Source organism: Paraburkholderia sp. BR10954 (assembly GCF_040965775.1).
Taxonomy (GTDB): Bacteria; Pseudomonadota; Gammaproteobacteria; order Burkholderiales; family Burkholderiaceae; genus Paraburkholderia; species Paraburkholderia youngii.
Window position 1 is genome coordinate 1 of sequence record NZ_JBFRCK010000017.1, and the last position, 24176, is coordinate 24176.

At 65.7% G+C, this 24176-nt stretch carries 20 protein-coding genes; 13 read left to right on the forward strand and 7 right to left on the reverse strand.

Features of this window, described 5'->3' with window-relative positions; genetic code table 11:
* Together AB4Y34_RS22570 and AB4Y34_RS22575 are read left to right on the forward strand one after the other, a co-directional pair.
* The coding region (locus AB4Y34_RS22570; RefSeq protein ID WP_368717246.1) for a UvrD-helicase domain-containing protein at positions 1 to 2776 on the forward strand (2776 nt) is incomplete at its 5' end.
* Positions 2773 to 4863: an AAA family ATPase gene (locus tag AB4Y34_RS22575; RefSeq protein ID WP_368717247.1), complete on the forward strand. Its 2091-nt coding sequence runs from the start codon at positions 2773 to 2775 to the stop codon at positions 4861 to 4863. The genes AB4Y34_RS22570 and AB4Y34_RS22575, both read left to right, overlap by 4 nt.
* A gap of 54 nt (positions 4864 to 4917) precedes the next feature.
* Here AB4Y34_RS22575 and AB4Y34_RS22580 read toward each other — a convergent pair whose 3' ends face one another.
* Positions 4918 to 5559, reverse strand: a complete 642-nt coding sequence (locus AB4Y34_RS22580; RefSeq protein ID WP_176378010.1) for a VC0807 family protein — start codon at positions 5557 to 5559, stop codon at positions 4918 to 4920.
* A 191-nt stretch (positions 5560 to 5750) separates the two neighbouring features.
* Here AB4Y34_RS22580 and arfB point away from each other — a divergent pair, with 191 nt between their 5' ends.
* Positions 5751 to 6155 (forward strand): alternative ribosome rescue aminoacyl-tRNA hydrolase ArfB, encoded by a 405-nt coding sequence (gene arfB, locus AB4Y34_RS22585; RefSeq protein ID WP_013089140.1) that lies wholly within the window; start codon positions 5751 to 5753, stop codon positions 6153 to 6155.
* Between the two features lie 12 nt (positions 6156 to 6167).
* On the opposite strand, the gene AB4Y34_RS22590 is transcribed toward arfB, so the two are convergent.
* On the reverse strand, positions 6168 to 7487 hold the full coding sequence (locus tag AB4Y34_RS22590; protein WP_255208657.1) for an EAL domain-containing protein: 1320 nt from the start codon (positions 7485 to 7487) through the stop codon (positions 6168 to 6170).
* A 600-nt stretch (positions 7488 to 8087) separates the two neighbouring features.
* Here AB4Y34_RS22590 and AB4Y34_RS22595 point away from each other — a divergent pair.
* On the forward strand, positions 8088 to 8378 hold the full coding sequence (locus AB4Y34_RS22595) for a putative quinol monooxygenase (protein ID WP_176108925.1): 291 nt from the start codon (positions 8088 to 8090) through the stop codon (positions 8376 to 8378).
* Positions 8379 to 8461: 83 nt separating this feature from the next.
* Here AB4Y34_RS22595 and AB4Y34_RS22600 read toward each other — a convergent pair whose 3' ends face one another.
* From AB4Y34_RS22600 to AB4Y34_RS22610, 3 genes are all read right to left on the reverse strand, one after another.
* Positions 8462 to 8719, reverse strand: coding sequence for a hypothetical protein (locus tag AB4Y34_RS22600; RefSeq protein WP_008923870.1), 258 nt, complete (start codon positions 8717 to 8719; stop codon positions 8462 to 8464).
* A gap of 235 nt (positions 8720 to 8954) precedes the next feature.
* Positions 8955 to 9194, reverse strand: a complete 240-nt coding sequence (locus AB4Y34_RS22605) for a hypothetical protein (RefSeq protein ID WP_018432260.1) — start codon at positions 9192 to 9194, stop codon at positions 8955 to 8957.
* Positions 9195 to 9367: 173 nt separating this feature from the next.
* Positions 9368 to 10006 (reverse strand): YdcF family protein, encoded by a 639-nt coding sequence (locus AB4Y34_RS22610; RefSeq protein WP_368717334.1) that lies wholly within the window; start codon positions 10004 to 10006, stop codon positions 9368 to 9370.
* A 346-nt stretch (positions 10007 to 10352) separates the two neighbouring features.
* Here AB4Y34_RS22610 and AB4Y34_RS22615 point away from each other — a divergent pair, with 346 nt between their 5' ends.
* On the forward strand, positions 10353 to 10676 hold the full coding sequence (locus AB4Y34_RS22615) for a hypothetical protein (RefSeq protein WP_176378009.1): 324 nt from the start codon (positions 10353 to 10355) through the stop codon (positions 10674 to 10676).
* A 369-nt stretch (positions 10677 to 11045) separates the two neighbouring features.
* Here the strand turns inward: AB4Y34_RS22615 and AB4Y34_RS22620 are convergent, their stop codons facing one another.
* On the reverse strand, positions 11046 to 11297 hold the full coding sequence (locus AB4Y34_RS22620) for a hypothetical protein (protein ID WP_176108922.1): 252 nt from the start codon (positions 11295 to 11297) through the stop codon (positions 11046 to 11048).
* Positions 11298 to 11614: 317 nt separating this feature from the next.
* Positions 11615 to 12016: a transposase gene (locus tag AB4Y34_RS22625; protein WP_013089147.1), complete on the reverse strand. Its 402-nt coding sequence runs from the start codon at positions 12014 to 12016 to the stop codon at positions 11615 to 11617.
* Between the two features lie 406 nt (positions 12017 to 12422).
* On the opposite strand from AB4Y34_RS22625, the gene AB4Y34_RS22630 reads away from it, so the two are divergent.
* The 8 genes from AB4Y34_RS22630 to rbfA all read left to right on the forward strand — a co-directional run bounded on the left by AB4Y34_RS22630 (position 12423) and on the right by rbfA (position 24169).
* Positions 12423 to 13325 carry a LysR family transcriptional regulator gene (locus tag AB4Y34_RS22630; protein ID WP_176378008.1) on the forward strand — a complete coding sequence of 301 codons (903 nt, stop codon included), beginning with the start codon at positions 12423 to 12425 and terminating at the stop codon, positions 13323 to 13325.
* A gap of 198 nt (positions 13326 to 13523) precedes the next feature.
* The gene (locus tag AB4Y34_RS22635; RefSeq protein ID WP_368717248.1) at positions 13524 to 14744 is read left to right on the forward strand and encodes a pyridoxal phosphate-dependent aminotransferase; all 1221 of its coding nucleotides are present in this window, start codon (positions 13524 to 13526) and stop codon (positions 14742 to 14744) included.
* Positions 14745 to 15120: 376 nt separating this feature from the next.
* Complete coding sequence (gene scpB, locus AB4Y34_RS22640; protein ID WP_176378006.1) at positions 15121 to 16173, forward strand: SMC-Scp complex subunit ScpB; 1053 nt, start codon at positions 15121 to 15123, stop codon at positions 16171 to 16173.
* Between the two features lie 63 nt (positions 16174 to 16236).
* Positions 16237 to 18006, forward strand: a complete 1770-nt coding sequence (gene rluB, locus AB4Y34_RS22645; RefSeq protein WP_368717249.1) for a 23S rRNA pseudouridine(2605) synthase RluB — start codon at positions 16237 to 16239, stop codon at positions 18004 to 18006.
* Between the two features lie 624 nt (positions 18007 to 18630).
* Positions 18631 to 19089, forward strand: coding sequence for a ribosome maturation factor RimP (rimP, locus tag AB4Y34_RS22650; protein WP_006052964.1), 459 nt, complete (start codon positions 18631 to 18633; stop codon positions 19087 to 19089).
* Positions 19086 to 20561 carry a transcription termination factor NusA gene (gene nusA / locus AB4Y34_RS22655; RefSeq protein WP_176378004.1) on the forward strand — a complete coding sequence of 492 codons (1476 nt, stop codon included), beginning with the start codon at positions 19086 to 19088 and terminating at the stop codon, positions 20559 to 20561. The genes rimP and nusA overlap by 4 nt, the downstream gene beginning before the upstream one ends.
* A gap of 94 nt (positions 20562 to 20655) precedes the next feature.
* Positions 20656 to 23583, forward strand: a complete 2928-nt coding sequence (infB, locus tag AB4Y34_RS22660) for a translation initiation factor IF-2 (RefSeq protein WP_368717250.1) — start codon at positions 20656 to 20658, stop codon at positions 23581 to 23583.
* Positions 23584 to 23803: 220 nt separating this feature from the next.
* On the forward strand, positions 23804 to 24169 hold the full coding sequence (rbfA, locus tag AB4Y34_RS22665; RefSeq protein WP_008922231.1) for a 30S ribosome-binding factor RbfA: 366 nt from the start codon (positions 23804 to 23806) through the stop codon (positions 24167 to 24169).
* The last annotated feature ends 7 nt before the right edge of the window (positions 24170 to 24176 follow it).

A 24176-nucleotide genomic window follows, 5' to 3' on the forward strand; every position in this document is an offset into this window, starting at 1 on the left:
CTTCGAGCATGCCGAAGCGCTGGCCGCGGCCGTGGTCGCCGCCGAGGCCGCGCAGCGCGCGCGCTGGCTCGGGCTCGTGCAGACATGGCTCGAGTTCGCGCCGGCCGAGCTGGTGACGCGCAAGCGCACGCGCCGCGTCGTGTCGTTCGACGATCTGCTCGCGAATCTGTATCGCGCGCTGGCCGCGCATCCGTGGCTCGCCGACGCGTTGCGCAACCGCTATCCGGCCGCGCTGATCGATGAGTTCCAGGACACCGATCCGCTGCAATTCGCGATCTTCAGCCGCATCTTCGCGCCGGCCGGGCCGCTGTTCCTCGTCGGCGATCCGAAGCAGGCGATCTACAGCTTCCGTGCGGCGGATCTGCATACGTACCTTGCGGCGCGCGAGGCGGCGTCCGCGTGCTACACGCTCGCGGTCAACCAGCGCTCGACCGCACCGATCGTCGACGCGTGCAACCGGATCTTCGAAGCGAACCCTCGAGCGTTCGTGCTCGACGGGCTCGACTATCAGCCGGTGCGTGCGGGCGAGCGGCGGCGTGCCCCGTTCGCCGATCCCGACGCGGGCGGCGGCGATTTCCGCATCTGGACGTTGCCGCAAGGCGAGACCGCGCTGAGCAAACGCGACGCGCAGCGCGCGGCGAGCGAAGCGTGCGCGGCCGAGATCGTGCGGCTGTTGCGAGGGGCGCGTGCAGGCGTCGTGACGATTGGCGACAAGCCGCTCGCGCCGGGCGATATCGCAGTGCTCGTGCAGACGCACAAGCAGGGCAGCCTCGTCAAACGCGTGCTCGCGGCATGGGGCGTCGGCAGCGTGGAGCTTGCCCAGGCGTCGGTGTTCGCGACGCTGGATGCCGAGCAGATCGAGCGCGTGCTGGCCGCCATCGACACGCCCGGCGATCTGCGGCGTCTACGCGCCGCGCTCGCCACCGACTGGCTCGGGCTCGACGCCGCCGCGCTGTGGCGTCTTACGCAGGTCGCCGAGGCGCCAGCGCCTGAGGCCTTTGACGAACCCGCGCCAGCACTCGATGCCGCCGACGCGATGGGCTGGGTCGAACGTTTTTCGCGCTACCGGATGCTGTGGCACGAACGCGGTTTCGCCGTGATGTGGCGTACGCTGATGCGCGAGCTGCGCGTTGCGCAGCGGCTCGTCGCGGGTGTCGACGGCGAGCGCCGGCTGACCAATGTGAACCATCTCGCCGAGCTCGTACAGGCGCGCGCGGCCACCCAGCCCGGCATCGCGCCGACCTTGCGCTGGCTCGCCGCGCAGCGCGAGCAGGGCGGCGGGGAAGAGGCGCAACTGCGGCTCGAGTCGGATCGCAATCTCGTGCAGATCGTCACGGTCCATAAATCGAAGGGACTCGAATACGCGGTCGTGTTCTGTCCGTTCCTGAACGATGGTGGCTTGCGCGAGCCGCCGTCGTCGGGCTTACCCGATGCGCGCGAGTATCACGACGACAGCGGCGACGCGGTGCTGCACTACGGTTGCGACGAACAGGAAGCCGAGCACGCGTCGCGTTACGCGGTGCGCGAGCAGGCAGCGGAACGCGCGCGGCTCGTTTATGTGGCGCTCACGCGCGCGGTGTATCGCTGCTACCTGGTCGCGGGCACCTATCTGTCTTCGCGCTCGACCAGGGAGTCGCGCCGCAGCGTGCTGAACTGGCTCGTCGGCGGCAGCGGCCATACGTTCGACGCATGGCTCGCCGAGCCGCCCGACGAAGCCGCGCTCGCGGCGAGCTGGCACGCACTCGCGGGCGGACCGGTCACGTTGCGGGCGCTGCCCGAAGTGACGCGCCGCGTGCCGCTCGAAAGTCTGCAGGACCAGGGCGCACATCTGCACGCGCGCGCGAATCGGCGGCCGTTGCGCGATCAGTGGCGCATGGCGAGTTTCAGCGGCCTGATCGCGTCCGGCGCGAGGAACGGGGATGCGCACGCGCATGCGCCGCAGGAAGACGTGCGGCCCGATCACGATGAGATCGCCGACGCGCTGCAGTCCGCGCCGTTGCTCGCACCGGTCGCCACGACCAACGCCCCGGCGCATGCCGACGACGACATCCTCGCATTCCCGCGTGGTGCGGCGGCTGGCGATTGCCTGCATCGGATGTTCGAGCTCGCCGATTTCAGCGACGCGCGCAGCTGGCCCGACGCGATCCGCGGCGCGCTGCGCGAGCGACCGGCGCCGGCCGCGCCCGAACTCGCCGCGCGCTTGCCCGCGATGATGCATCGGCTGATCGCCGACGTCGTCTCGACCGAACTGGTGCCGGGCATGACGCTCGCGCGGCTCGATCCGCGCCGGCGCCTGAACGAACTCGAATTTCTGTTCGCGGCGCCGTCGCTTGATTTTCCGGCGCTGCGCGAGTTGCTGATCGAATACGGCTATCCCGACGTCGCGCTGGAGCCAGGCGTGCTGCGTGGATACATCAAAGGATTTATCGACATGATCGTCGAGCACGACGGCCGCTTCTGGATCGTCGACTGGAAATCGAACCATCTCGGCGACACCGCGGCCGATTACGCGGCTGCGCCGCTCGAAGCGGCGATGGCGAGCCACGCGTATCACCTGCAGGCGCTGCTTTATACGGTCGCGTTGCATCGCTATCTGAAGACGCGCGTGCGCGACTATGCGTACGACACGCATATCGGCGGCTATCTGTATCTGTTCGTGCGCGGCGTGCGGCCGGACTGGCGCGATGTCGACGGCGCCGCCGGCGTGCATAGGCGGCGCGCGCCGTTCGAACTTGTGGCGCTGCTCGACGCGGCGATGGTCGGAGGTGGCGCATGAGTACGCGCGGCACGCTTGGCGAGCGCGCGGCCGCGCCGCTCGGTCTCGAAGACATCGGCGTCAACCTGCCCGCGCCGGCCGATTTCAGCATCGCGCTGGCCGAAGGGTTCGCGCGTCGGATCGGCATGCTGGCGCGGCGCAGTGGTGCATCGACCGAGGTGGTGAAATGGGCCGCGCGCGGCGCCTTCGCGGCGAGCCGTGCGACCGCCGAAGGGCACGTGTGCGTGCCGCTCGCGGCGCTTGCGCGCCGCTTCGACGCATCGAGCGCCGAGGTGCGCGCGGCGCTGCTCGCGAGCGGCATGGCAAGCGATGGCGCAGCGGACGCGGCCGGCGCTGCGGCGTTGCGGCCGCTCGTGATCGACGCGCAGGGGCGTCTTTATCTCGCGCGCTACTACGACTACGAGCGGCGCCTGGCGCACGCTCTGGTCGCACAGGCGACAGCCGACGCGAACACTGCGAATGTCAACGCCGACTCCGCGCCCACCGCGTTGCGCGAACGCCTGCTGCGCTACTTCGGCCCGCCGAAAGACGACGAAGTCGACTGGCAGCGCGTCGCGGCCGTGATGGCGCTGTCGGGGCGGCTGACGATCGTCAGCGGCGGTCCAGGCACCGGCAAGACCACGACCGTGGTCGGCGTGCTCGCGTGTCTGCTCGATGCGCGCGCCGATCTGCGCATTGCGCTCGCGGCGCCGACCGGCAAGGCGGCGCAACGGATGCAGGAAGCATTGCTCACGCGCGCGGGCGAGCTGCCGCCGGAACTCGCCGAGCGTTTGCCGCAGACGTCGTACACGCTGCATCGATTGCTGGGCTCGGGGCCGGGCGGACGCTTTCGGCATCATCGCGATAATCCGTTGCCGTATGACGTGGTCGTGATCGACGAGGCGTCGATGATCGACGTCGCGATGGCCACGCATCTGCTCGACGCGATCGGGCCGCAAACGCGGCTCGTGATGCTCGGTGACAAGGACCAGCTCGCCGCAGTCGAAGCCGGCGCGGTGTTCGCCGAACTCAGTGCGCGGCCGGCGTTGAGCGCGAGCGGATTGCGACGGGTCGCGCAGGCGCTCGACATCGACGAGGCGCGGCTCGCGCGGGCTTTGCCGCGTGCGTCGCGTCAGGACGATGAAGCGCCGGTCGATGATTTTTTTGTGCCACCCGAGGCGCTGCACACGTTCGGGCCGGATGCATCGGGCGATCTGTTCGCCGGTGTCGCGACGGCGGCGGCTGACGAAGAGGCCGATCGCGATATGCAGTTGGCGAACGAACGGAATCCGCTCGCGGACTGCGTCGTCTGGCTCGAGCGCAACTACCGGTTCGGCCTCGAGTCACCGATCGGGCGTTTGTCGGTTGCGATTCGCAACGGCTCAGCGAGCGCGGCGCTCGACGTATTGCGGACCGACCCGACCGAGGACTGCGCCGCGGCGCTGCACGAGGACGCGCACACGACGCTGGCCGAACGCACCGTCACGCGCCTTGCCGCCGGCTTCACGCCGTACGCTGACGCACTTGCCGCGGCGCTCGCCACCGATACGCCCGATCCATTGCCGCTGTTCGACGCGCTCAACCGCTTCCGCATCCTCTGTGCGACGCGGCTCGGACCGCGTGGCGTCGATCAGGTCAATGCGGCGATGGCGGCCCAGGTGCGCCGTGCTGCGGGCCTCACGCTCGCGGTCGGCGCGCAGTGGTTTGCCGGACGTCCAGTGATGGTTACGCGCAACGACTACGCGCTGGGGCTGTTCAATGGCGACATCGGCATTGCGTTGCCGGGTGCGGGCGGCGCGCTGCGCGTGTACTTCCGCACCGGCGACGGCCGGGTGCGCGCGGTGTCGCCAGCCGCGCTGCCGCCGCACGATACCGCGTTCGCGCTGACGGTCCACAAGTCGCAAGGTTCGGAGTTCGAGCACGCGGTGCTGGTGCTGCCGTCGGCGTTCAGCCGGGTGTTGTCGCGCGAGCTCGTGTACACGGCGATTACTCGCGCGCGCGAACGCGTCGAGGTGATCGGCGCGCGGGCCGTGCTCGCGCAGGCGATCGCGACGCCGACGCAGCGTGATTCGGGGCTGGCCGCGCGAATTGCGGAGGCGTCGCGTTGATCACGCGAGCGCGGGCGGAACACGCGGAGTGGGGGCCCAAAGTGCGAGTGGCGCTCAACCGGCCATGCCACTCGCCCGCTCGATGGCTTCGACGCGGCTGCGCATCGTCTTGCGATACCACAGCGTCCACAGCGCGAGTCCCGCGTAGATGCCGTAGCCGATAAAGGGCGACACGACGAGGAAGCGTTCGATCGGCCACGTCAGCGCCATCCACGCGCGTAGCGCGGTTTCGGCGGTCAGGCCGACGCCCCACACGAGCGTCATGGTTCGCATCGCGGGGGCGAGACCGGGGCGTTCGCGCCACAGCGCCTCGAAATGCGCGGCGCCGCCTTCCATTTCGCGCGCGACCGTCGCGCGCGCGAGGTAGAAGATCAGCGGACGGCGCATCGGCAGCGACAGCAGAAACACGACGCCGACCGCGCCGGATACCAGCGACTCGCGCAACAGCAGCATGCGCGGACTGCCGCCGAGCGCCATGGCCGCCACCGACAACACGATGCCCGCAACCACCATCACGCTGAGCGCATCGACGCGCCTGAAGCGCGCGAGCTCGATCGCGCTCCAGATGAGCGGCGGCACGGCGGACGCGATCAGCGCGCCGGTCTCGCCTACCCGCGGTAACGCGAGCCGGTAGGCCAGCCACGGCAGCAGAAAGTTGACCGCCAGTTCGAGCACGAAACCGGGACGGATTTTCATTTGAATTTACGCCGTAAGCGAAAGAGCCAGTATCGATGAATCGGTCGCGCCGACGCAACTGGTTTTTTTCGTAACGCGATCGCAAGCCGGCGCCGCCGAGCACTGCACCTGGCGCTCTGGCGTGCTCCGGCGACCTCGGGCATCTCGCGCCGCGCGCTTGTACACTGATGCATCTCTCTTCCCGACCGCCCATGACATCCCGCTACCCGATCCCGCCCAACGAAATCGAATTGACCGCCGTGCGCGCCCAAGGGGCGGGTGGGCAGAACGTCAACAAGGTATCGAGCGCGATCCACCTGCGTTTCGACGTGCGCGCCTCGTCGCTGCCGGAAGTGCTGAAGATGCGTCTGCTCGCGCTGTCCGACCATCGGCTCACGCGCGACGGCGTCGTGGTCATCAAGGCGCAGGAGCATCGAACCCAGGAGATGAACCGCGCGGCGGCGCTCGCGCGGCTCGATGAACTGATCGAAAGTGTCAGCGTGACCCGCAAGCATCGGGTCGCGACGCGGCCGACCCGCGCGTCGAACCTGCGACGGCTCGACAGCAAGGCAAAGCGCAGCGAGGTGAAGTCGGGGCGCGGCCGCGTGCACGAGTAGCGGCGCGGTTCGCTAACGCTTCGCGCCGCGTCTGCCGGTGCGCACATCCGGCGGCGATGCCTCCGGCACGAAGTCGACGCACAGCACGTTCGTGCCGTTGCGCTCGAACGCGATCGCCGCGGTGTAGCAGTCCTGACCATCGGCGAGCGAATAATGCGGCCCCATCATCGCGACGCGGCCCGGCGCCGCCAGCGCGTGCCGGAAATACGCACGACGCGACCAGTTGCTGCGCGTCTCCGTATAGAGCGGCGCGAGCCGCTTCGGGGGCGGCGAGACGGAGGCTGCCGTCACCGAAGGCTGGGTCTGCTCCCCGTGGCCGTCGGTGAGGAATACACGGCGCGCTTCGGGCAGATGCCAGACTTTTTGCGCAGCCTGCTCGAGGTCGCCGGTCGCCTTGTAGGTGTCGGCGGCGGCCAGCACCGCTTCCGCGAAGCCCTCGAAGCCGAGCCGCTGGTGGCCGGCGTGCGCGCGCTCGTAGTCGGCGAACTTGCTCCAGATCGACTCGACGAGCGCGGGCACCTTCGTGCAGGCGGCCCGCACGCTGCTCTTCGGCTGGCCGAACCAGAAGCCCTGCACGAAATCGACGTCGGCCTGCATCAGGATCATCAGCTCTTCATCGGTTTCGACGCCTTCGGCGAGCACCAGCGTGCCCGACTGATGCAGCATCGCGATCAGATGGCTGATCATCGATTCGTCGCCCTCGCGTTTGCCCGCGCGCGCAACGAGCGAACGGTCGAGCTTGACGATGTCGGGGCGGAAGCGCCACACGCGGTCGAAGTTCGAGAAGCCGGTGCCGAAGTCGTCGATCGCAATCAGGAAATCGCGCGGCTGCGAGGCGGCGAGCATGCTGGCGACGGCGGATTCATCGTCGGCGGGTTGCTCGAGCACTTCGATCACGATGCGCTCCTGCGGCAGCCCGAAATGCGCGGACAACTCGTCGATGAACGCGCGCTGCGGCCAGCCGGTCTCGAATACCTGCGGGCGCGTGTTCAAAAACAGCCACCCGGTGCTGATGCCTTGCTCCATGAAGTTGGCCACGTGCAGGCAGCGCGCGATGCGGTCGAGTTCGCGCGCTTCGGCGGCCGAGCGCGTGCCGGAGAACAGTACTTCGGGCGAGACGGGCAGGCCGACCGGATCGAACGCGCGCAACAGCCCCTCGTAGCCGACCACGCACTGATGCGTGACCGACAGCACCGGCTGGAACACACTGTGCAATGTCAATGCGCGCCAGGTGGCGGTCCAGCCCGACTCGCCGCGGACCAGGTGCGGGAGCACGCCGCTCACGGTCAATTCGCTGACGGATGGCATAGAAGCGGGCATCAGAGCTGACATGGGATTGTTGCGGCAAGGGGTGAAGGGGCTCGCAAACCCATTCGGCGCGCAGCGCTCGCACACCCGAAACGTCGCCGGGACGTCAGGAGTGCGTCCCGCGAACACGGAGGGCAGTACCAGCTACGCTGGACTCCGGCGAATTGGTCAAAATGAGTCTAGCAGTTTGCAGCGTGCATCAATGTGCGGGTTATCACAGAGGCATAAGCGCGAAAATTGTCCGCAAAACGGCTGCCAACGGCCGTGCGGCAACCCGTTGCGGTCATGCGCCGGAGTGTTTCGCGCGCTTGCCACGCGTGAAACCGATTCTCAATCGCAATCAGTTGCCGTACCACGCCGAGGGTAGCAGGGCGCCCAGTGGTCGCCCGCCAAACTCCAGGCGCCGACGGTGCACATGTATTAGTGCCGGTGCGGTGGCTGATGTGGCGGTTCGGGCGGCGGGCTTCGCACTGCTTCGCCGGGCGGATTCTGGCTTGACGCGACGGTGGTCCGGCATGGCGGCCAAAGGCGAGATTCGTGCGTCGCCAGGCTGGTTGGCGCCGTCGTCGGCAGGTTCAGCGACCGGCGGGTATGCTGCTGGTTTTCTTAAGGAGGAGATCAGGCATGGCGGAAATCGCGGTGGTCGCAATTTCGGTAGCGAAACCGGGGCACGAGGAGCTGTTGCGCGAGGCGCTCGAAGGCATCGTCGGGCCGACGCGCAAAGAAGCGGGTGTGCTGCAGTACGACTTGCACCGCGACGTGCAGGAGCCGCGCCGGTTCGTGTTCGTCGAGCGATGGGAAAGCCAGGACGCGCTCGCGGCGCATGCGAAATCCGCGCATATCCAGGCTTATAAGAAAGCGGCCGCGGATTGGATCGAGCACGCGGAGATTCGCGTAGTGTCGAAGATCGCCTGAGTCCGGGTGCGGGCGTCAGCGGCGCGCGGACAACACGCCGGCCAGGTGCGGCGGCACCGCGGCCGCCGGCGCGCCGTCAGCGATTAGTGAGTTGCTTGCGGGACATCGAGAATCAGGATGATGGTCCAGTCGGCGTCGCCGTCATGGTGATACTGACGCTCCGCGACGATGAACGGCTGCTGCTTGCCCGCCGGGCCGAGAAACAGCACGTCGCCTTCCATCGGCAGGCATTCGACGGGCGGCAGCGCGAGGTACGCTTCCTGACCGCCGCGCGGCATCAGTTTTTCGATCTTGCGAGATGCTGCTTCGGTCCATTCGATATCAAGCTGGATGTTGCTCATGCTGTCCTCCGCACCAGGGTGCGCACGGGTTAGGGGATGCCGGCGGCTCGCCGGTCGGTGCGCGACTTTAGCATACAGAATGCTGTGCGCCGGAGGCTTCGCCAGACCGGTGTGCGTTCGGAGGGCCTCGTCGGCAGCGAGCCGATCACGCAAATAAAAAAGCCGAAACCGGCGCTGCCGGCTTCGGCTTTTTCACCTTCACGACGAGGCCGCGAGGCGAGCTCCGCGAAGTCGCTCAGGTACCCGACGTATCCGCACCCTTCTTCGGATGATGCGGAGCCATCTTGTGATGCTTGGCCGGGGCGGCGGGTGCGCTTTCCATCGACTGCTCGCGGTTTTGCAAAGCTTGCGCACGCTGCTCGACGTCGGCGGCCTTGGCCGGATCGGTGCTCGTCGTGATGCCCTGGTCCTGCGCGTAAGCTGCGCCGGCCGCGGCACACAGGGAAACCAGGATCGCCATGGACACTTTCTTCATCGTTACCTCCATAGAGTGGTGGTGGACCCGAGTATTGCCCGTCCAGTGGGAAAGACAATTCATTCTATCGAGCAAACTCCGCCCCAGCCGATGGCTTTGTAACCGCGCTCAACATTTGTTACGTTTTGTAATGGATTCGTCGATCTGCGAGAGCGGTCGGCCGACATCATTCGTCAGAACCAGCCGATCGCGCGATACAGATGAAACTGCGCGAGGCCGATGAGCTCATGCAACGCTATCTCCGCCGCCACGAGATTACCGAAGCGCGGCAACACGCCGAGCCGCACGCGCCGCGCGCTGGAAATCTGCGGCTGTGGCTCGACGCCGAAACGGCGAAAGTCGAGCAGCGCACGCGGCATGTGATACGCGGAAGTGACGAGTATCAACGTGTCGTAATGTGATTGGCCGACAATGACCGAGACGTTGCGCGCGTTCTCGTAGGTCGTGCGGCTGCTTTTCTCGAGCACGATGTCCGAGCGCGGCACCTGCTGGCGCAGCAGATAGGGCAGGTAGGTGTCGGCTTCCGTCGCGCTGTGCCGCTGAGGATTGCCGCCGCTCACGATCACCTGGCAGACGATCGCCGTGCGCTTGCAGGCCGCATAGTTCTGCGCGCTGACTTCGATGCGCGAAAGCACGTCGCGCGGTGGCACCAGCACGTGGTCATGGTCGTAGATCGTGCCGCCGCCGAGCAGGATGATCGCGGTGCGTGGCGCGAAGGTCGCGGCCTCGGCGCTCTGTCGTTGCGGCTGCGCGAGATCGAGCAGTGGCGCGCTCAGCCAGCCGGCCGAGAGCAGCCAGAACAGCGCGATCATGCAGACGATGAGCGGCCGTCGCGCACGTTTCCATAGCACGATTGCTGCAAAAAAAAGCGCTAATAAAGTGAATAGAATCAATTTAAATGGGGTAACGTATGTCTTTCGGGATAAATCCACGGGCCAGCCATCGCGCCGCGGCGGTTGCATCGTCGGTTCGGGGAGAGAACGCTAACATGCCGTTCTGACGGGGGTTCCGAAAACGAGACCAGGCAGCATCTGGCGGAAATCCGCTGTCGAACAGGCGGCGAGCTTCTGACCAGGAGCGGGTGCTACGCGCGTCGCCGGTGGCGCAGCGACGCGTGGGCATGAATGTGTCATAGCTGCACTTTAAGAAAGAAGTGAGATGACCACGTATTCCAACGAAGCGGTACTTGAAGCGCTGCGGCGAGCGCAATATCGCCAGGTTCCTTGGGCCAGAAGGCCGGGTGTCTTCCAATATCTTCGCGCGCTGGGGCTGATGGACACCGTTCGTCAGCGAACCGTCGCACCGGCGCCGGGCTTTCATGCCCCCGTCGACATCGCCGTGCTCACCGAACGCGGCAAAGCGGAGTTTGCGCGGCTCGAGCACGACGAGCGTCTGCTCACATGGACAGCGCAACGCATGAATGATTACGTTCTCGGCGCGGCTGAAACGCAGTCCGCGGCGACAGCCGAAGTCAGGCCTTAGCTCAAGGTTCATCGCTTATCTGAATCACTGTCCGCCCGGGCCTGTCACCCCCACGGCGGGCGGTTTCTACCGTCGGCCGGTCGCTGTGCGCGTCCGCGGGCGACTCTCGGCTTCCCCATCGACGATGCGGCGACGCGTTGCGCGCCGGCCGTTTGCCATTGCGCGCCTGTCATGCCATCAACGCCACGGGGGCGAAAAAAAGCCCGTATCACGAGGATACGGGCATACCGGAATTACTACTGCCACGCTGTGCTAATGGCGTTGAGTCAGACTGGTGCCGCGTCCGGTGGTTCCCCGATCGTGCATACGGAATGCGCGAGACTTGGTGCCGCGTCGCACGACGGGCCATCCACGCGGCGACACACGACATCAACGCCGTCGCTGTTCCGCGCGCGGCGCATCGGGCCGTGCCCGCACATTGCTGGCGATATCGCCGCGCAGATCGCCTCGCGGCGTCGGCGGCGTGAAGTCGCGATTGTGGGCCTCGCTTTGCTGCCACGCTTCCAGCGTAGCCTGACGGTCCGGGCGCCAGTTCCACCCTTGCGGGCGTTGTTGGGCAAATGCCGGCGCGGCCATCGATGAAATCACAATGCCGCACAACAGCAGTGACATTGGTTTCATTCCGAAATCCCCCTCAACCTCGAGCCCGTTGACTCAAGGCCTGTTTGCATAGGTATTAAGTTATGCCGGGGTAAGAAAGGGTGCTGTAATTAATAGTAAATGGATGTTTCACCCGGAGCTATCGGGCAGTTCACGAGTCTGAGGCAGGCGCAATGATCGCTCTGTGCGGATGACGCGCCGAAAGCGGGTGCGAAACCAGGGAGCGTCCCGCGGCGACCGTCAAATGCTGGCGGGTCGTGGCGTGCACGCACTCGAGAATAAGGCGGCTGGATAAAAACCGGGCGCCCGCAGGCGCCCGGTGACAACGTAGTTTCACGTCAGGCCATCTTGACCGGCGCGCGCCACGATTCCGGATTGGTCCAGAACGCGCCGCGCATACGGTCGCGGCTCGGTGGTGCCGGCGGTTTCGCGGCGGTTGCGCCGATCCTGCCGCGCAACGAGATCTCACGGCCGCTGGTGCCGAGCCGCTTCACAATTTCAGCGAGCGTGCCATCGGCCTGCCACTCGTCGAAACGCCGGCGGCAAGTCGGCGGGGACGGATAGCGGCCCGGCAGCTTGGACCAGCCTTCGCCCGTCGACAACACCCAAAGTACGGCGTTGACCACCGCCCGAGCTTCCACGCGCGGTCGACCGCGCCGTTCGCTGCGCGCCGGCTCGGCACAGAACAAAGCCTCGACCAGCGCCCACTCGTTATCTCTTAAATCGTCGAACAGCATCATGTATCACCTCAGCGAAGCTAACTCCGGTGCGCTGCCCCGCGCCGCGCACTCTTCATACACTCGATAGGCGAGTGCCAAAGGGGACGGGCTTGCCACGGATTGCCATTTCAGTCGGAAATCATGGCGCCCACCCTGCGCGTCTCGTGACGCACGAAGTGTGCCAATACGATATCGATTGCCTGAAAGCCCCGTGGCGGCGGGCCAACGCGGGCGCCAACCAGGGCCGTATATGAATCCAAAAAGCCCATCCCGCAAATCGGGACAATCACCAATCTTGTGCAGATGGGCCCGGCCAGCGGGCGTTCGCGCCTTTTTGCTGCATCGCGATGCCCGTTGTGACCGGGGCTATGCCGCGCGGACTTAACCTACAATGTGCATTAAATTGCCTTATTGATGAGGTCAACAAATGAATGTCACGCTGCGACAGCTCAGGGTTTTCATCGAGGTGGCGCGCTTGCAAAGCTTCAGTCGGGCCGGCGATGAAATCGGCCTCACACAGTCGGCGGTCAGTCGCTGCGTGCGCGAGCTCGAAGGCGAAATCGGCCTGAAGCTCATCGATCGCACGACGCGCGAAGTGCAACTAACCGACGTCGGCGGCAATCTGGTGTCGAGCGTGTCGCGGCTGCTGTCGGATCTCGACGACGCGTTGCGCGAGATCCGCGAAATCGGCGAGCAGCGCCGTGGACGCGTGGTGGTCGCGGCGAGCCCGACCGTTGCGTGCCGGCTGATGCCGCGCGTAGTCGCATCGTGCGGGCAGCAGTTTCCTTATGTGACGCTTAGCTTGCGCGACGACGTGCAAAGCGACGTGGTGCGCAAGGTGAAGTCGGGTGAAGTGGACTTCGGCGTGATCATCGGTCCGTTCTCCGACGACGACCTGCTCAGCGAGACGCTGATGACCGACTCGTTCTGCATCGTGTCGCGTGACGATCACCGGCTCGCCGCGCGCAAACAGGTTACGTGGAAGGACCTCGACGGTGAGCAACTCGTGATGCTCGACTATGCGTCCGGCAGCCGCCCACTCATCGACGCCGTGATGCAGGCGCAGGGCGTGAACGCCACCGTGGTGCAGGAACTCGGCCATTCGGCGACGGTGTTCGGGCTTGTCGAGGCGGGCGTCGGCATCAGCGTGCTGCCGTGGCTCGCGCTGCCGCTGCCGGCGGGGGCGTCGCTGGTCGCGCGTCCGCTGGTGCCGCGCGCGGAGCGCCGCGTCGAGTTGGTGCGACGGCGCGACCGGTCGCTGTCGCCCGCGGCCGAGGCGGTGTGGGATCTGATCCGGCAGTTGCCCGGGCGGGCCGAGGAGTTGAATTAACGGGCGGGATCGTGTGCGGTCTGTCCGACTGGTGGAGGCGGTGGACCTGTCGGTGGACCTGTAGGCCTGGCCCGCCGCCCACCCGGCGTCTGCTTAGCCGCTGTCCGGTCACCCGGCGCGCTAAACTACCGCCGTCATCGCGCACGCCTTCGCGGTTGCGCCCAGAGCCCCTTATCCTCCACCCTCCCGGAAGCCTCGATGAGCGAATTGGACCTGCCCGTGCCCTCCATCCCGAATGCGCGCGACGCCGTGCGCGCGCTGCGTCCATCACAAATCCGGGAAGTCGCGAACGCCGGTTTCGGCGTCGGCGACGTGCTGCCGTTCTGGTTCGGCGAGTCCGACCGCGTCACACCCGCATTCATCCGCGATGCCGCGAGCACCGCGCTCGCCGCCGGCGCAACGTTTTACACACACAACCTCGGCATCGCGCCGTTGCGCGCGGCGCTCGCGGGCTATGTCAGCGAGCTGCATGGCGCAACGTCACTGGAGCACATCGCGGTTACGAGCGCGGGCGTTAGCGCGCTGATGCTCGCCGCGCAACTGGTGGTCGGCGCCGGTGACCGGGTCGTTGCGGTGACACCGCTATGGCCGAATCTGGTCGAGATTCCGAAGATTCTCGGCGCGCATGTCGAAACCGTCGCGCTCGGCTACGGTGAACGCGGTTGGGCGCTCGACGTCGGGCAATTGCTTGCCGCGCTGACACCCGACACGAAGATGCTGATGATCAACTCGCCGAACAATCCGACCGGCTGGGTGATGAATCGCGACGACCAGTGCACCGTGCTCGAACACTGCCGGCGGCACGGTATCTGGATCGTCGCGGACGAGGTCTACGAGCGGCTCTACTATCCCGCTGATGACGCGGCGCAGGCGGCCGGCGCGCGCACGGCGCCTTCGTTTCTCGATCTCGCGACGCGCGACGAACGCGTGATCTGCGTGAATTCGTTTTCGAAAGCATGGCTGATGACCGGGTGGCGGCTTGGCTGGATCGTCGCCCCGGCCGCGTTGATGGATGACCTGGCGAAGCTGGTCGAGTACAACACGTCATGCGCGCCGTCGTTCGTGCAGCAGGCGGGCATCGCGGCGCTCGAACAGGGCGAGCGCTTTACGCGGGAGCTGGTGCGCGACCTGAGGAGCTCGCGTGATCATCTGGTGCGCGCGCTGTCGACAGTTCCCGGCGTCGACGTGAAGGCTCCGTTGGGCGCGATGTATCTGTTCTTCGCGATGCCGGGCTCGACGCGCAGTCTCGATTTGTGCAAGGCGATGGTGCGTGAGGTCGGGCTCGGCGTTGCACCGGGCAGCGCGTTCGGGCCGCAAGGCGAGGGGTTCGTGCGCTGGTGCTATGCGTGCGATACGGCGCGGCTCGATGCGGGCGTCGAGCGCTTGATGCGGTTTCTGGCGCGCCACGCCGGCGCGTGAGCGCATGGCGTCGCGTGTCCGTCGCGTATTGTCCTGGCGCGCCGCAAGCGGCGAAAGGCCGCGAATCGTGGAAATCTTCTCACTGGCGACCCCGTCCCGGCGAGCGCGGGCACACTGGTCGCCGCCGCGGCAGAAGATGCACGGAGGATCGCGGCTTTACGCCCCGGTCGTTTTTGCGTAATATGGCGCTCAGTTCACGCGAATCCCTTCAGGATATCGCCGCTCCGTCCGGCTGGGTCTGGCTCGATAAGTCTGTTCGCCACCCCCCCGGTGCGTGCTCCCATCAATATGACCGATCAGAATCGGGCGAGCGCGTCTTCAGTTCCACATCGTCTGTTTGATCCGGTTCTTTGACCACAGGGTCTGACCTAGCTGCATGAATACCCAAGAGGCGAAGATCGTCCTCGAGACTGCCTTGATCTGCGCGCAGGAGCCGTTAAAGCTCGGCGAATTGCGCAAGCTCTTTGCCGACGGCGTGTCGGCAGACACTGTTCGGACTTTGCTCGAAGACCTGAAGCGGGACTGGTCCGGGCGCGGTGTGGAGTTGGTCGGGCTGGCGTCGGGCTGGCGGTTTCAAAGCAAGCCCGCGATGCGTTCGTATCTGGATCGACTGCATCCGGAAAAACCGCCGAAATATTCGCGCGCGGTGCTCGAAACGCTCGCGATCATTGCCTACCGGCAACCGGTGACGCGAGGCGATATCGAAGAAATTCGCGGTGTGACTGTGAATACGCAGGTCGTCAAGCAGCTCGAGGATCGCGGCTGGATCGAAGTGATCGGTCATCGCGACGTGCCGGGGCGTCCAGCGCTGTATGCGACCACGCGTCAGTTCCTCGATGACCTTGGCCTAACAGCGCTCGACGAATTGCCGCCGCTGGCCGATCCGTCCGCGCAACTGAACGCGGATCTGCTGGGTCAGCACGCAATCGAATTTGCCGAAGGCGACGCGCATAGCGTGCCGCAGCCGGATCAGGATGCAGGACTCGACACGGCGGGTGACGCGGGCGAGCCGGCTTCGCCGGAAGCGGGGCAGCAGTCGGCGTCGGGATTTGCAGCAGCGCCGCCCGAGACCGTAGCCGCGTCGACGTTCGAGTCGGAGCCCCGTGCAGAAGCGACTGGGCAGTCCGGCACGACGAATGCGTCAAGTGCATCAGACGCGTCGAGCGCGCCGCACGACGCGCAACAACAGCCCGAACCGGCACCCACGGCACCGCAGACCAGCGTCGCCGGTTCGGCACAGCATCAAGATCCGGTCACCCCGACCGATCCGGCAACACCCGCGCACGACTCGGGCGTGGCTCGCAATACGGAGCACGCCGCCGAGCCGAACCCGATCGAGGCGGCGCACGACGGTCCCGAGGACCGCCGGGATGCCGCGCAGGACGCAGGTTTTCTGACCGACGACGAAACCGAGTCGCGCAGCGCCTGACGTAACCGAACTTTTTTGCCGCGCCCGCAACGGGCGCGCGCGACCTGACATTTTGAGGTTGTTTTGACACATACCCACGACACTGATTCGTCCGAATCCGAGCGCCCCGTGCCGTCGGCGCGGACCGACGAACGCACTACGCAAGCGTCGGCAGGCGAGGGCGAGCGCCCGGCTCACGGCGCGGAAGCAGAGGCCGAAGAGCGACCCCGCCGCGGTCTGCGTCGCGGGCCGCGCAGCCTGATCGCGCGACGCCGCGCCGGCGCGAAGACGAAGGCAGCCGAGGGCGCGCCGGTCGTCGCCGAAACACCGCCGGACAGCGAGGTTGGCGCCCAGGCGCGTGCGCCGCGCAAGGACGCGGGCGCGAAACAGGGCGGACGTCGCAATGCCGGCGGCGCGGCGAAGCGCGAGGGCGCGTCGCGCGAAGGCCAGCGCGAGCGTCAGCCGAGCGAAGGTCAACGTGAGGGCCAGCGCCAGAATCGACGCGGCGCCGATGCGGCCGCGGCTACCGAATCGGCTCAGGACGATCTGTTCTCGTACGTGACGTCGCCTGCATTCGATGCCGACAACACCACGACTGGCGGCGTACGCGCGCCGATGTTGCGCCGTGGCAAGGCAGCGGGCCCGAAGCGGGTGTTGTCGCCCGATGACGACGCGCCGAAGCTGCATAAGGTGCTCGCCGAGGCGGGCATGGGCTCGCGCCGCGACATGGAAGAGCTGATCATCGCCGGCCGCGTGTCGGTGAACGGCGAGCCGGCGCACATCGGCCAGCGCATCATGCCGACCGATCAGGTCCGCATCAACGGCAAGCCGGTCAAGCGCAAGCTCGCCAGCAAGCCGCCGCGGGTGCTGCTGTACCACAAACCGACCGGCGAAATCGTCAGCCACGCGGACCCGGAAGGCCGTCCATCGGTGTTCGACAAGCTGCCACCGATGAAAACCGCCAAGTGGGTTGCGGTCGGGCGTCTCGACTTCAACACCGAAGGTCTGCTGATGCTGACCACATCGGGCGATCTCGCGAACCGCTTCATGCATCCGCGCTATAGCGTCGAGCGCGAATATGCGGTGCGTGTCGTCGGCGAACTGGCCGAGGGTATGCGCCAGAAACTGCTGCACGGCGTCGAACTCGAGGACGGCCCGGCGAACTTCCTGCGCATCCGCGATGGCGGCGGCGAAGGCACTAACCACTGGTACCACGTCGCGCTCGCCGAAGGGCGGAATCGCGAAGTGCGCCGCATGTTCGAGGCGGCCGGCCTGATGGTCAGCCGGCTGATCCGCACGCGTCATGGCCCGATCTCGCTGCCGCGTGGTCTGAAGCGCGGCCGCTGGGAAGAGCTCGAGGACAATCAAGTGCGCGCGCTGATGGCCTCGGTCGGCCTGAAGGCGCCGACCGAGGAACGCGGTAGCCGCAATGCGGCGCCGGAGCGTCGTCAGCCGGATCCGATGCAGACGTCGATGGGCTTCATCAGCCGCGAGCCAGTGCTGATGTCGCATAGCCGCTTCGAGCAGCAGCCGCGCGGCCAGGGCCGCCGCGGCGCGGCGGGCGGCGGCTTCGGCGCGGGCATGGGGAGCGGCGCTGGTTTCGGTGCCGGCGCAGGCAATCGTGGCAGCGGGGGGCAGCGCGGCCGCGACGTCGACGGCAATCGCGCGCCGTCGCCCAACGGCAATCGTGCGCGCACGGGCGCCAAGCGTGCTGGCCCGGCCGGCAACAGCGGCGGCAATCGCGGGCCGGGTGGAAATCGTGGCGGCAACACCAACCGCGCCGGTGGTAACGCGGGTCCGGGTGGCGCGAATCGTGGTGGTGGCACGGCGCGCGGTCGCTCGCGGGGCCGTTAAGCGGGGCGCTGTACCGATGCGGTCATACCCTTCGGTGCAGTTCGTACGACCTGCAAGGGTACGGCTGCTTCAGACGGCTCGTTCGGCAAACGCGACGCACGTCAATGCGGAGTGCTTGCCGGACGAGCCGTTTTTTTGTTCTTGCCGGTTTGATGCCGCCTCTCTTTTGCTGCGTTCATGCGAGCGGCTTTCCGATGCGTCAAACTCCGTGCGAGACGGCGCCGAATGCCATAAGCACGATTCACCGCAACGCGCTGGGTAACCTGTCCGGGTCCCTTTCGGCACGGATCGCGCGACCTTGCAAAACCCCGGATTTGCCGCCACATTGTCGAAAGATTCCTATCAAATCAAGCGGAAATGCGCATCGCCCGTCGTTCTGCAGATTGCCTTTGGGCCGAAAAATGGCTACAATCGCGAAGTCGCTGGGCGTACGGTTTCATGTGCGGCTCAGGTGCGACCACCGGCAATAAGATGATGGGCGTTCAGCCCATTTTTTTTTGCCGCTCAGTTCATCGTGGTTCGGCATCTCGGGTTCGCACCAACGTGCGCCGGCTTGGCGCGCGGCCCGCATTGGTTGTTTGCAGAAGAGGCGAGGCTCGCTGCGCGAACATCTAAGAGGGCACTGTGCAACTGACGGAACTGATTGAAACCACGGTCGTGGGACTCGGCTACGAGCTCGTCGATCTCGAGCGCACCGGGCGCGGCATGTTGTGTATCTATATCGACCAGCCAGCCGGCATCGCAATCGAAGACTGCGAGAAAGTCACGCGTCAGCTCCAGCACGTTCTGACGGTCGAAAATATCGATTACGAGCGGCTCGAAGTTTCGTCGCCCGGTCTCGACCGCCCGCTGAAAAAACTGGCGGATTTTGAACGTTTCGCGGGCAGCGAAGCGGTTATCACACTGAAAAAGCCATTGGACGGTCGGAAATCGTACCGGGGTATTTTGCATGCTCCGCAGGGCGAGACGATCGGTCTGGAATTTGAAGGAAAAGAAGGCGCCGCGATGCTCGATTTCACGCTCGCGGACATGGACAAGGCGCGCCTTGTTCCGAAAGTTGACTTTAGGAGCCGCAAACAATGAGTCGCGAAGTGTTGATGCTGGTGGATGCGCTGGCACGCGAGAAGAATGTCGACAAGGACGTGGTATTTGCCGCGCTCGAAGCGGCTCTCGCTTCGGCCTCCAAGAAACTCTTCGAAGAAGATGCGGATATCCGCGTCCACATCGACCGTGAAAGCGGCGAGCACGAAACGTTTCGCCGCTGGAAAGTGGTGCCGGACGAAGCCGGTCTGCAGGAGCCGGATCAGGAAATCCTGCTGTTCGAGGCGCGCGAGCAGCAGCCCGACATCCAGCTCGACGAGTTCATCGAGGAGCCGGTGCCGTCGATCGAATTCGGCCGTATCGGCGCGCAGGCCGCCAAGCAGGTGATCCTGCAGAAGGTGCGCGATGCCGAGCGCGAGCAGATCCTGAACGACTTCCTCGAGCGCGGCGAACACATCATGACCGGCTCGGTGAAGCGCCTCGACAAGGGCAACTTCATCGTCGAGTCGGGCCGCGTCGAAGCGCTGCTGCGCCGCGACCAGCTGATCCCGAAGGAAAACCTTCGCGTGGGCGACCGCGTGCGCGCGTATATCGCGAAGGTCGACCGCACCGCGCGTGGTCCGCAGATCGAGCTGTCGCGTACGGCGCCGGAATTCCTGATGAAGCTGTTCGAGATGGAAGTGCCGGAAATCGAGCAGGGCCTGCTCGAGATCAAGGCGGCGGCTCGCGATCCGGGTGTGCGCGCGAAGATCGGCGTGGTCGCTTATGACAAGCGCATCGATCCGATCGGCACCTGCGTCGGTATTCGCGGCTCGCGCGTGCAGGCAGTGCGCAACGAGCTCGGTGGCGAAAACGTCGACATCGTGCTATGGTCGGAAGACCCCGCCCAGTTCGTGATCGGCGCGCTCGCGCCGGCAGCCGTGCAGTCGATCGTCGTCGATGAAGAAAAGCATTCGATGGACGTCGTCGTCGACGAGAACGAACTCGCGGTCGCGATCGGCCGCAGCGGCCAGAACGTGCGACTTGCCAGCGAGCTCACCGGTTGGCAGATCAACATCATGACGCCGGACGAATCTGCGCAGAAGCAGAATCAGGAGCGCGGCGTTCTGCGTGACCTGTTCATGGCGCGTCTCGATGTCGACGAGGAAGTCGCCGACATCCTGATCGACGAAGGCTTCACGAGCCTGGAAGAGATCGCCTACGTGCCGCTCAACGAAATGCTCGAAATCGAGGCATTCGACGAAGACACCGTTCACGAACTGCGCAACCGCTCGCGCGACGCGCTGTTGACGATGGCGATCGCGAACGAAGAAAAGGTCGAGAATGTAGCGCTCGACCTGAAGAGCCTGGACGGCATGGATGCCGACCTGCTCGCGAAACTGGCCGAACATCAGATCCAGACGCGCGACGAACTCGCCGAGCTGGCCGTGGATGAACTGGTCGAGATGACCGGAGTGGAAGAGGATGCCGCTAAGGCGTTGATCATGAAAGCACGTGAACACTGGTTCCAGTGAGAAATGACCATGGCGCACTAAATTGAACGCGGCCGTTAGGCCGCATGACACGATGCTAACCGCAAGGAATCGGTCCTTGCATTAAGAGGAATGAATGGCGAGTAACAACGTAGCCCAATTTGCCGCGGAACTGAAAATGCCTGCAGGCGTGCTGCTCGAGCAGCTGCAGGCGGCGGGCGTCACAAAAGCGAGCGAAGACGACAACCTGTCCGAGGCGGATAAGGCGCGTCTGCTCGACCACTTGCGCAAGTCTCACGGCTCGACTGACGCGGACAAGCGCAAGATCACGCTGACGAAACGGCATACGTCGGAAATCAAGCAGTCCGATGCGACGGGTAAAGCTCGCACCATTCAGGTCGAGGTGCGCAAGAAGCGCACGTTCGTCCGCCGCGACGAGACTGTCGCGGAAGGCGGAGATGCATCGAATCATGTGGCCGAAAATGCGGACGCCGAAGATCTCGAACTGCAGCGTCGTGAGGAAGAAGCACGTCACGAAGCCGAACTGCTCGAAAAGCAGGCGCAGGAGCTGAAGGCTCGTCAGGAGCAGCTCGAGCGCGAAGAGGCGCAGCGTCAGGCGCGCGAGCAGGCTGCGGAAGCCGAGCGTCAACGTGCGGAAGACGAAGCGAAGAAGCGCGCAGCGGCTGCGGCCGAGGCGGCGGCTCGCGAGAAGGCCCAGCAGGCGGCCGCGCAAGCGGCAGCGCCGGCGGCCGCGAAGTCGAGCGAGCAGGACGACCAGCGCGCGGCAGCTGAACGCGCAGCGCAACGCGAAGCCGCGAAGAAAGCGGAAGACGCCGCGCGTGTCGCGGCCGAAAAGGCGCGCGCCGAACAGGAAGAAATCGCCAAGCGCCGCGCGGCAGCCGAGGCCGAAGCGCGCGCGATTCGCGAAATGATGAACACGCCGCGCAAGGCGCAGGTGAAGGCGCCGGAACCGGCACCGAAGCCCGTTGAGCCGGCCAAGGCGGCCGAAGCCAAGGGTACGCTGCACAAGCCGGCGCGTCCGGCTGGCGAAGCACCGGCTCGCCCGGCAGCCAGGAAGCCGGCAGCCGCGGCTCCGGCACCCGCAAGCGCTCCGTCCGCGGGCGACAAGAAGAAGCCCGGCGCCGGCGGCAAGGGCGGCGGCAACTGGCAGGACGACGCAGCGAAGCGCCGCGGCATCAAGACGCGCGGCGATTCGAGCGGCGGGGTCGATCGCGGCTGGCGCGGCGGTCCGAAGGGTCGTGGCAAGCATCAGGAGCAGACCACTACGTTCCAGGCGCCGACCGAACCGATCGTGCGTGAAGTGCACGTGCCGGAAACCATCACGGTGGCGGATCTCGCGCACAAGATGGCGGTGAAGGCTTCGGAAGTCATCAAGGTGATGATGAAGCTCGGCCAGATGGTCACGATCAACCAGATGCTGGACCAGGAAACGGCGATGATCATCGTCGAGGAACTGGGCCACCGTGCGCTCGCGGCGAAGCTGGACGATCCGGAAGCCATGCTGGTCGAAGGCGAAGCGAGCGATGCCGAAGCGCTGCCGCGTCCGCCGGTCGTTACCGTGATGGGTCACGTCGACCACGGCAAGACCTCGCTGCTCGACTACATCCGCCGCGCGAAGGTTGCGGCAGGCGAAGCGGGCGGTATTACGCAGCACATCGGCGCTTACCACGTGGACACGCCGCGCGGCGTGATCACGTTCCTCGACACGCCGGGTCACGAAGCCTTTACGGCGATGCGTGCCCGCGGTGCGAAGGCGACCGACATCGTGATTCTGGTGGTGGCCGCCGACGACGGCGTGATGCCGCAGACAAAGGAAGCGATCTCCCACGCGAAGGCTGGCGGCGTGCCACTCGTCGTCGCGATCAACAAGATCGACAAGCCGGAAGCGAATCCGGAGCGCGTGAAGCAGGAACTCGTCACGGAAGGCGTCGTGCCGGAAGAGTACGGCGGCGACTCGCCGTTCGTGCCGGTGTCGGCGAAGACCGGCGCGGGCATCGACGATCTGCTCGAAAACGTGCTGCTGCAGGCCGAAGTGCTGGAATTGAAGGCACCGGTCGAATCGCCGGCCAAGGGCCTCGTGATCGAAGCGAAGCTCGACAAGGGCAAGGGTCCGGTTGCAACGATCCTCGTCCAGTCGGGTACGCTGAACCGTGGCGACGTCGTGCTGGCAGGCAGCGCCTACGGTCGCGTGCGGGCTATGCTCGACGAAACCGGCAAGCCGACCAAGTCCGCGGGTCCGTCGATCCCGGTCGAAATCCAGGGTCTGTCGGAAGTGCCGCAGGCAGGCGAAGAAGTGATCGTGATGCCGGACGAGCGCAAGGCGCGTGAAGTAGCGCTGTTCCGTCAGGGTAAGTTCCGCGACGTCAAGCTCGCCAAGCAGCAGGCCGCGAAGCTCGAGACCATGCTCGAGCAGATGGGCGAAGGCGAAGTGCAGTACATGCCGCTCATCGTCAAAGCCGACGTGCAGGGTTCGCAGGAAGCGCTGGTGCAGTCGCTGCAGAAACTCTCCACCGACGAAGTGCGCGTGCAGATCGTGCATGGCGCGGTCGGCGGCATCAGCGAGTCGGACGTCAACCTCGCGACGGCGTCGAAGGCGGTCATCATCGGCTTCAACACCCGCGCGGATGCGCAGGCTCGTAAGCTCGCGGAAGCCAATGGCGTCGATATCCGCTACTACAACATCATCTACGACGCCGTGGATGACGTGAAGGCGGCGATGTCGGGCATGCTGGCGCCGGAGAAGCGCGAAATCGTGACGGGCACGGTCGAAGTGCGCCAGGTCTTCAAGGTACCGAAGGTCGGCACGGTGGCAGGCTGTATGGTCACGGACGGTTTCGTCAAGCGCTCGTCGTCGGTGCGTGTGCTGCGCAACAACGTCGTCATCTTCACGGGCGAGCTCGATTCGCTCAAGCGCTTCAAGGACGATGTGAAGGAAGTCCGTCAGGGCTTCGAGTGCGGTATGTCCATCAAGAACTTCAACGATATCGTCGAAGGCGATCAGTTCGAAGTCTTCGAGGTCACCGAAGTCGCGCGTACGCTGTAATCCACGCGACACGGCACAACGGGCGGAACGGGCTTGACGCCCGCTCCGCCCGTTGTTTTTGAGCCCGCTGCGTCGAGTTTGTCGCTGGCTTCGTTGCTGCGTTCGTCGCAAATGGACTCTCACTGGCCGCGGCGAGCGCGACGCCGTCGTATCGGACGGATAACGAACACGGCTCGTGCGAACCAATTTTTGCATCCGTTATAGCGGAGCACTTAACACCATGCCTAAGAAACGTACTACTCCCAATCGCAACGTGCAGATCGCCGATCAGATCCAGCGCGACCTGGCCGAGCTGCTGCGCGAGGTCAAGGATCCGCGCATCGGCATCGTCACGTTTCAGAGCGTCGAGCTGACACCCGACTACGCGCACGCGAAGGTCTACTTCACGACGCTGACGGGCGACCCGCAGCAGACGCTCGAAGCGCTGACGCACGCGGCCGGCCATCTGCGCAATCTGCTGTTCAAGCGCCTGCATATCCATACGGTGCCGACGCTGCATTTCCATTACGACAAGACGATCGAGCGCGCCGTGGAGATGTCGCGGTTGATCGACGAGGCAAATTCCACGCGCGCGAAAGACGACTGAGCGTCTG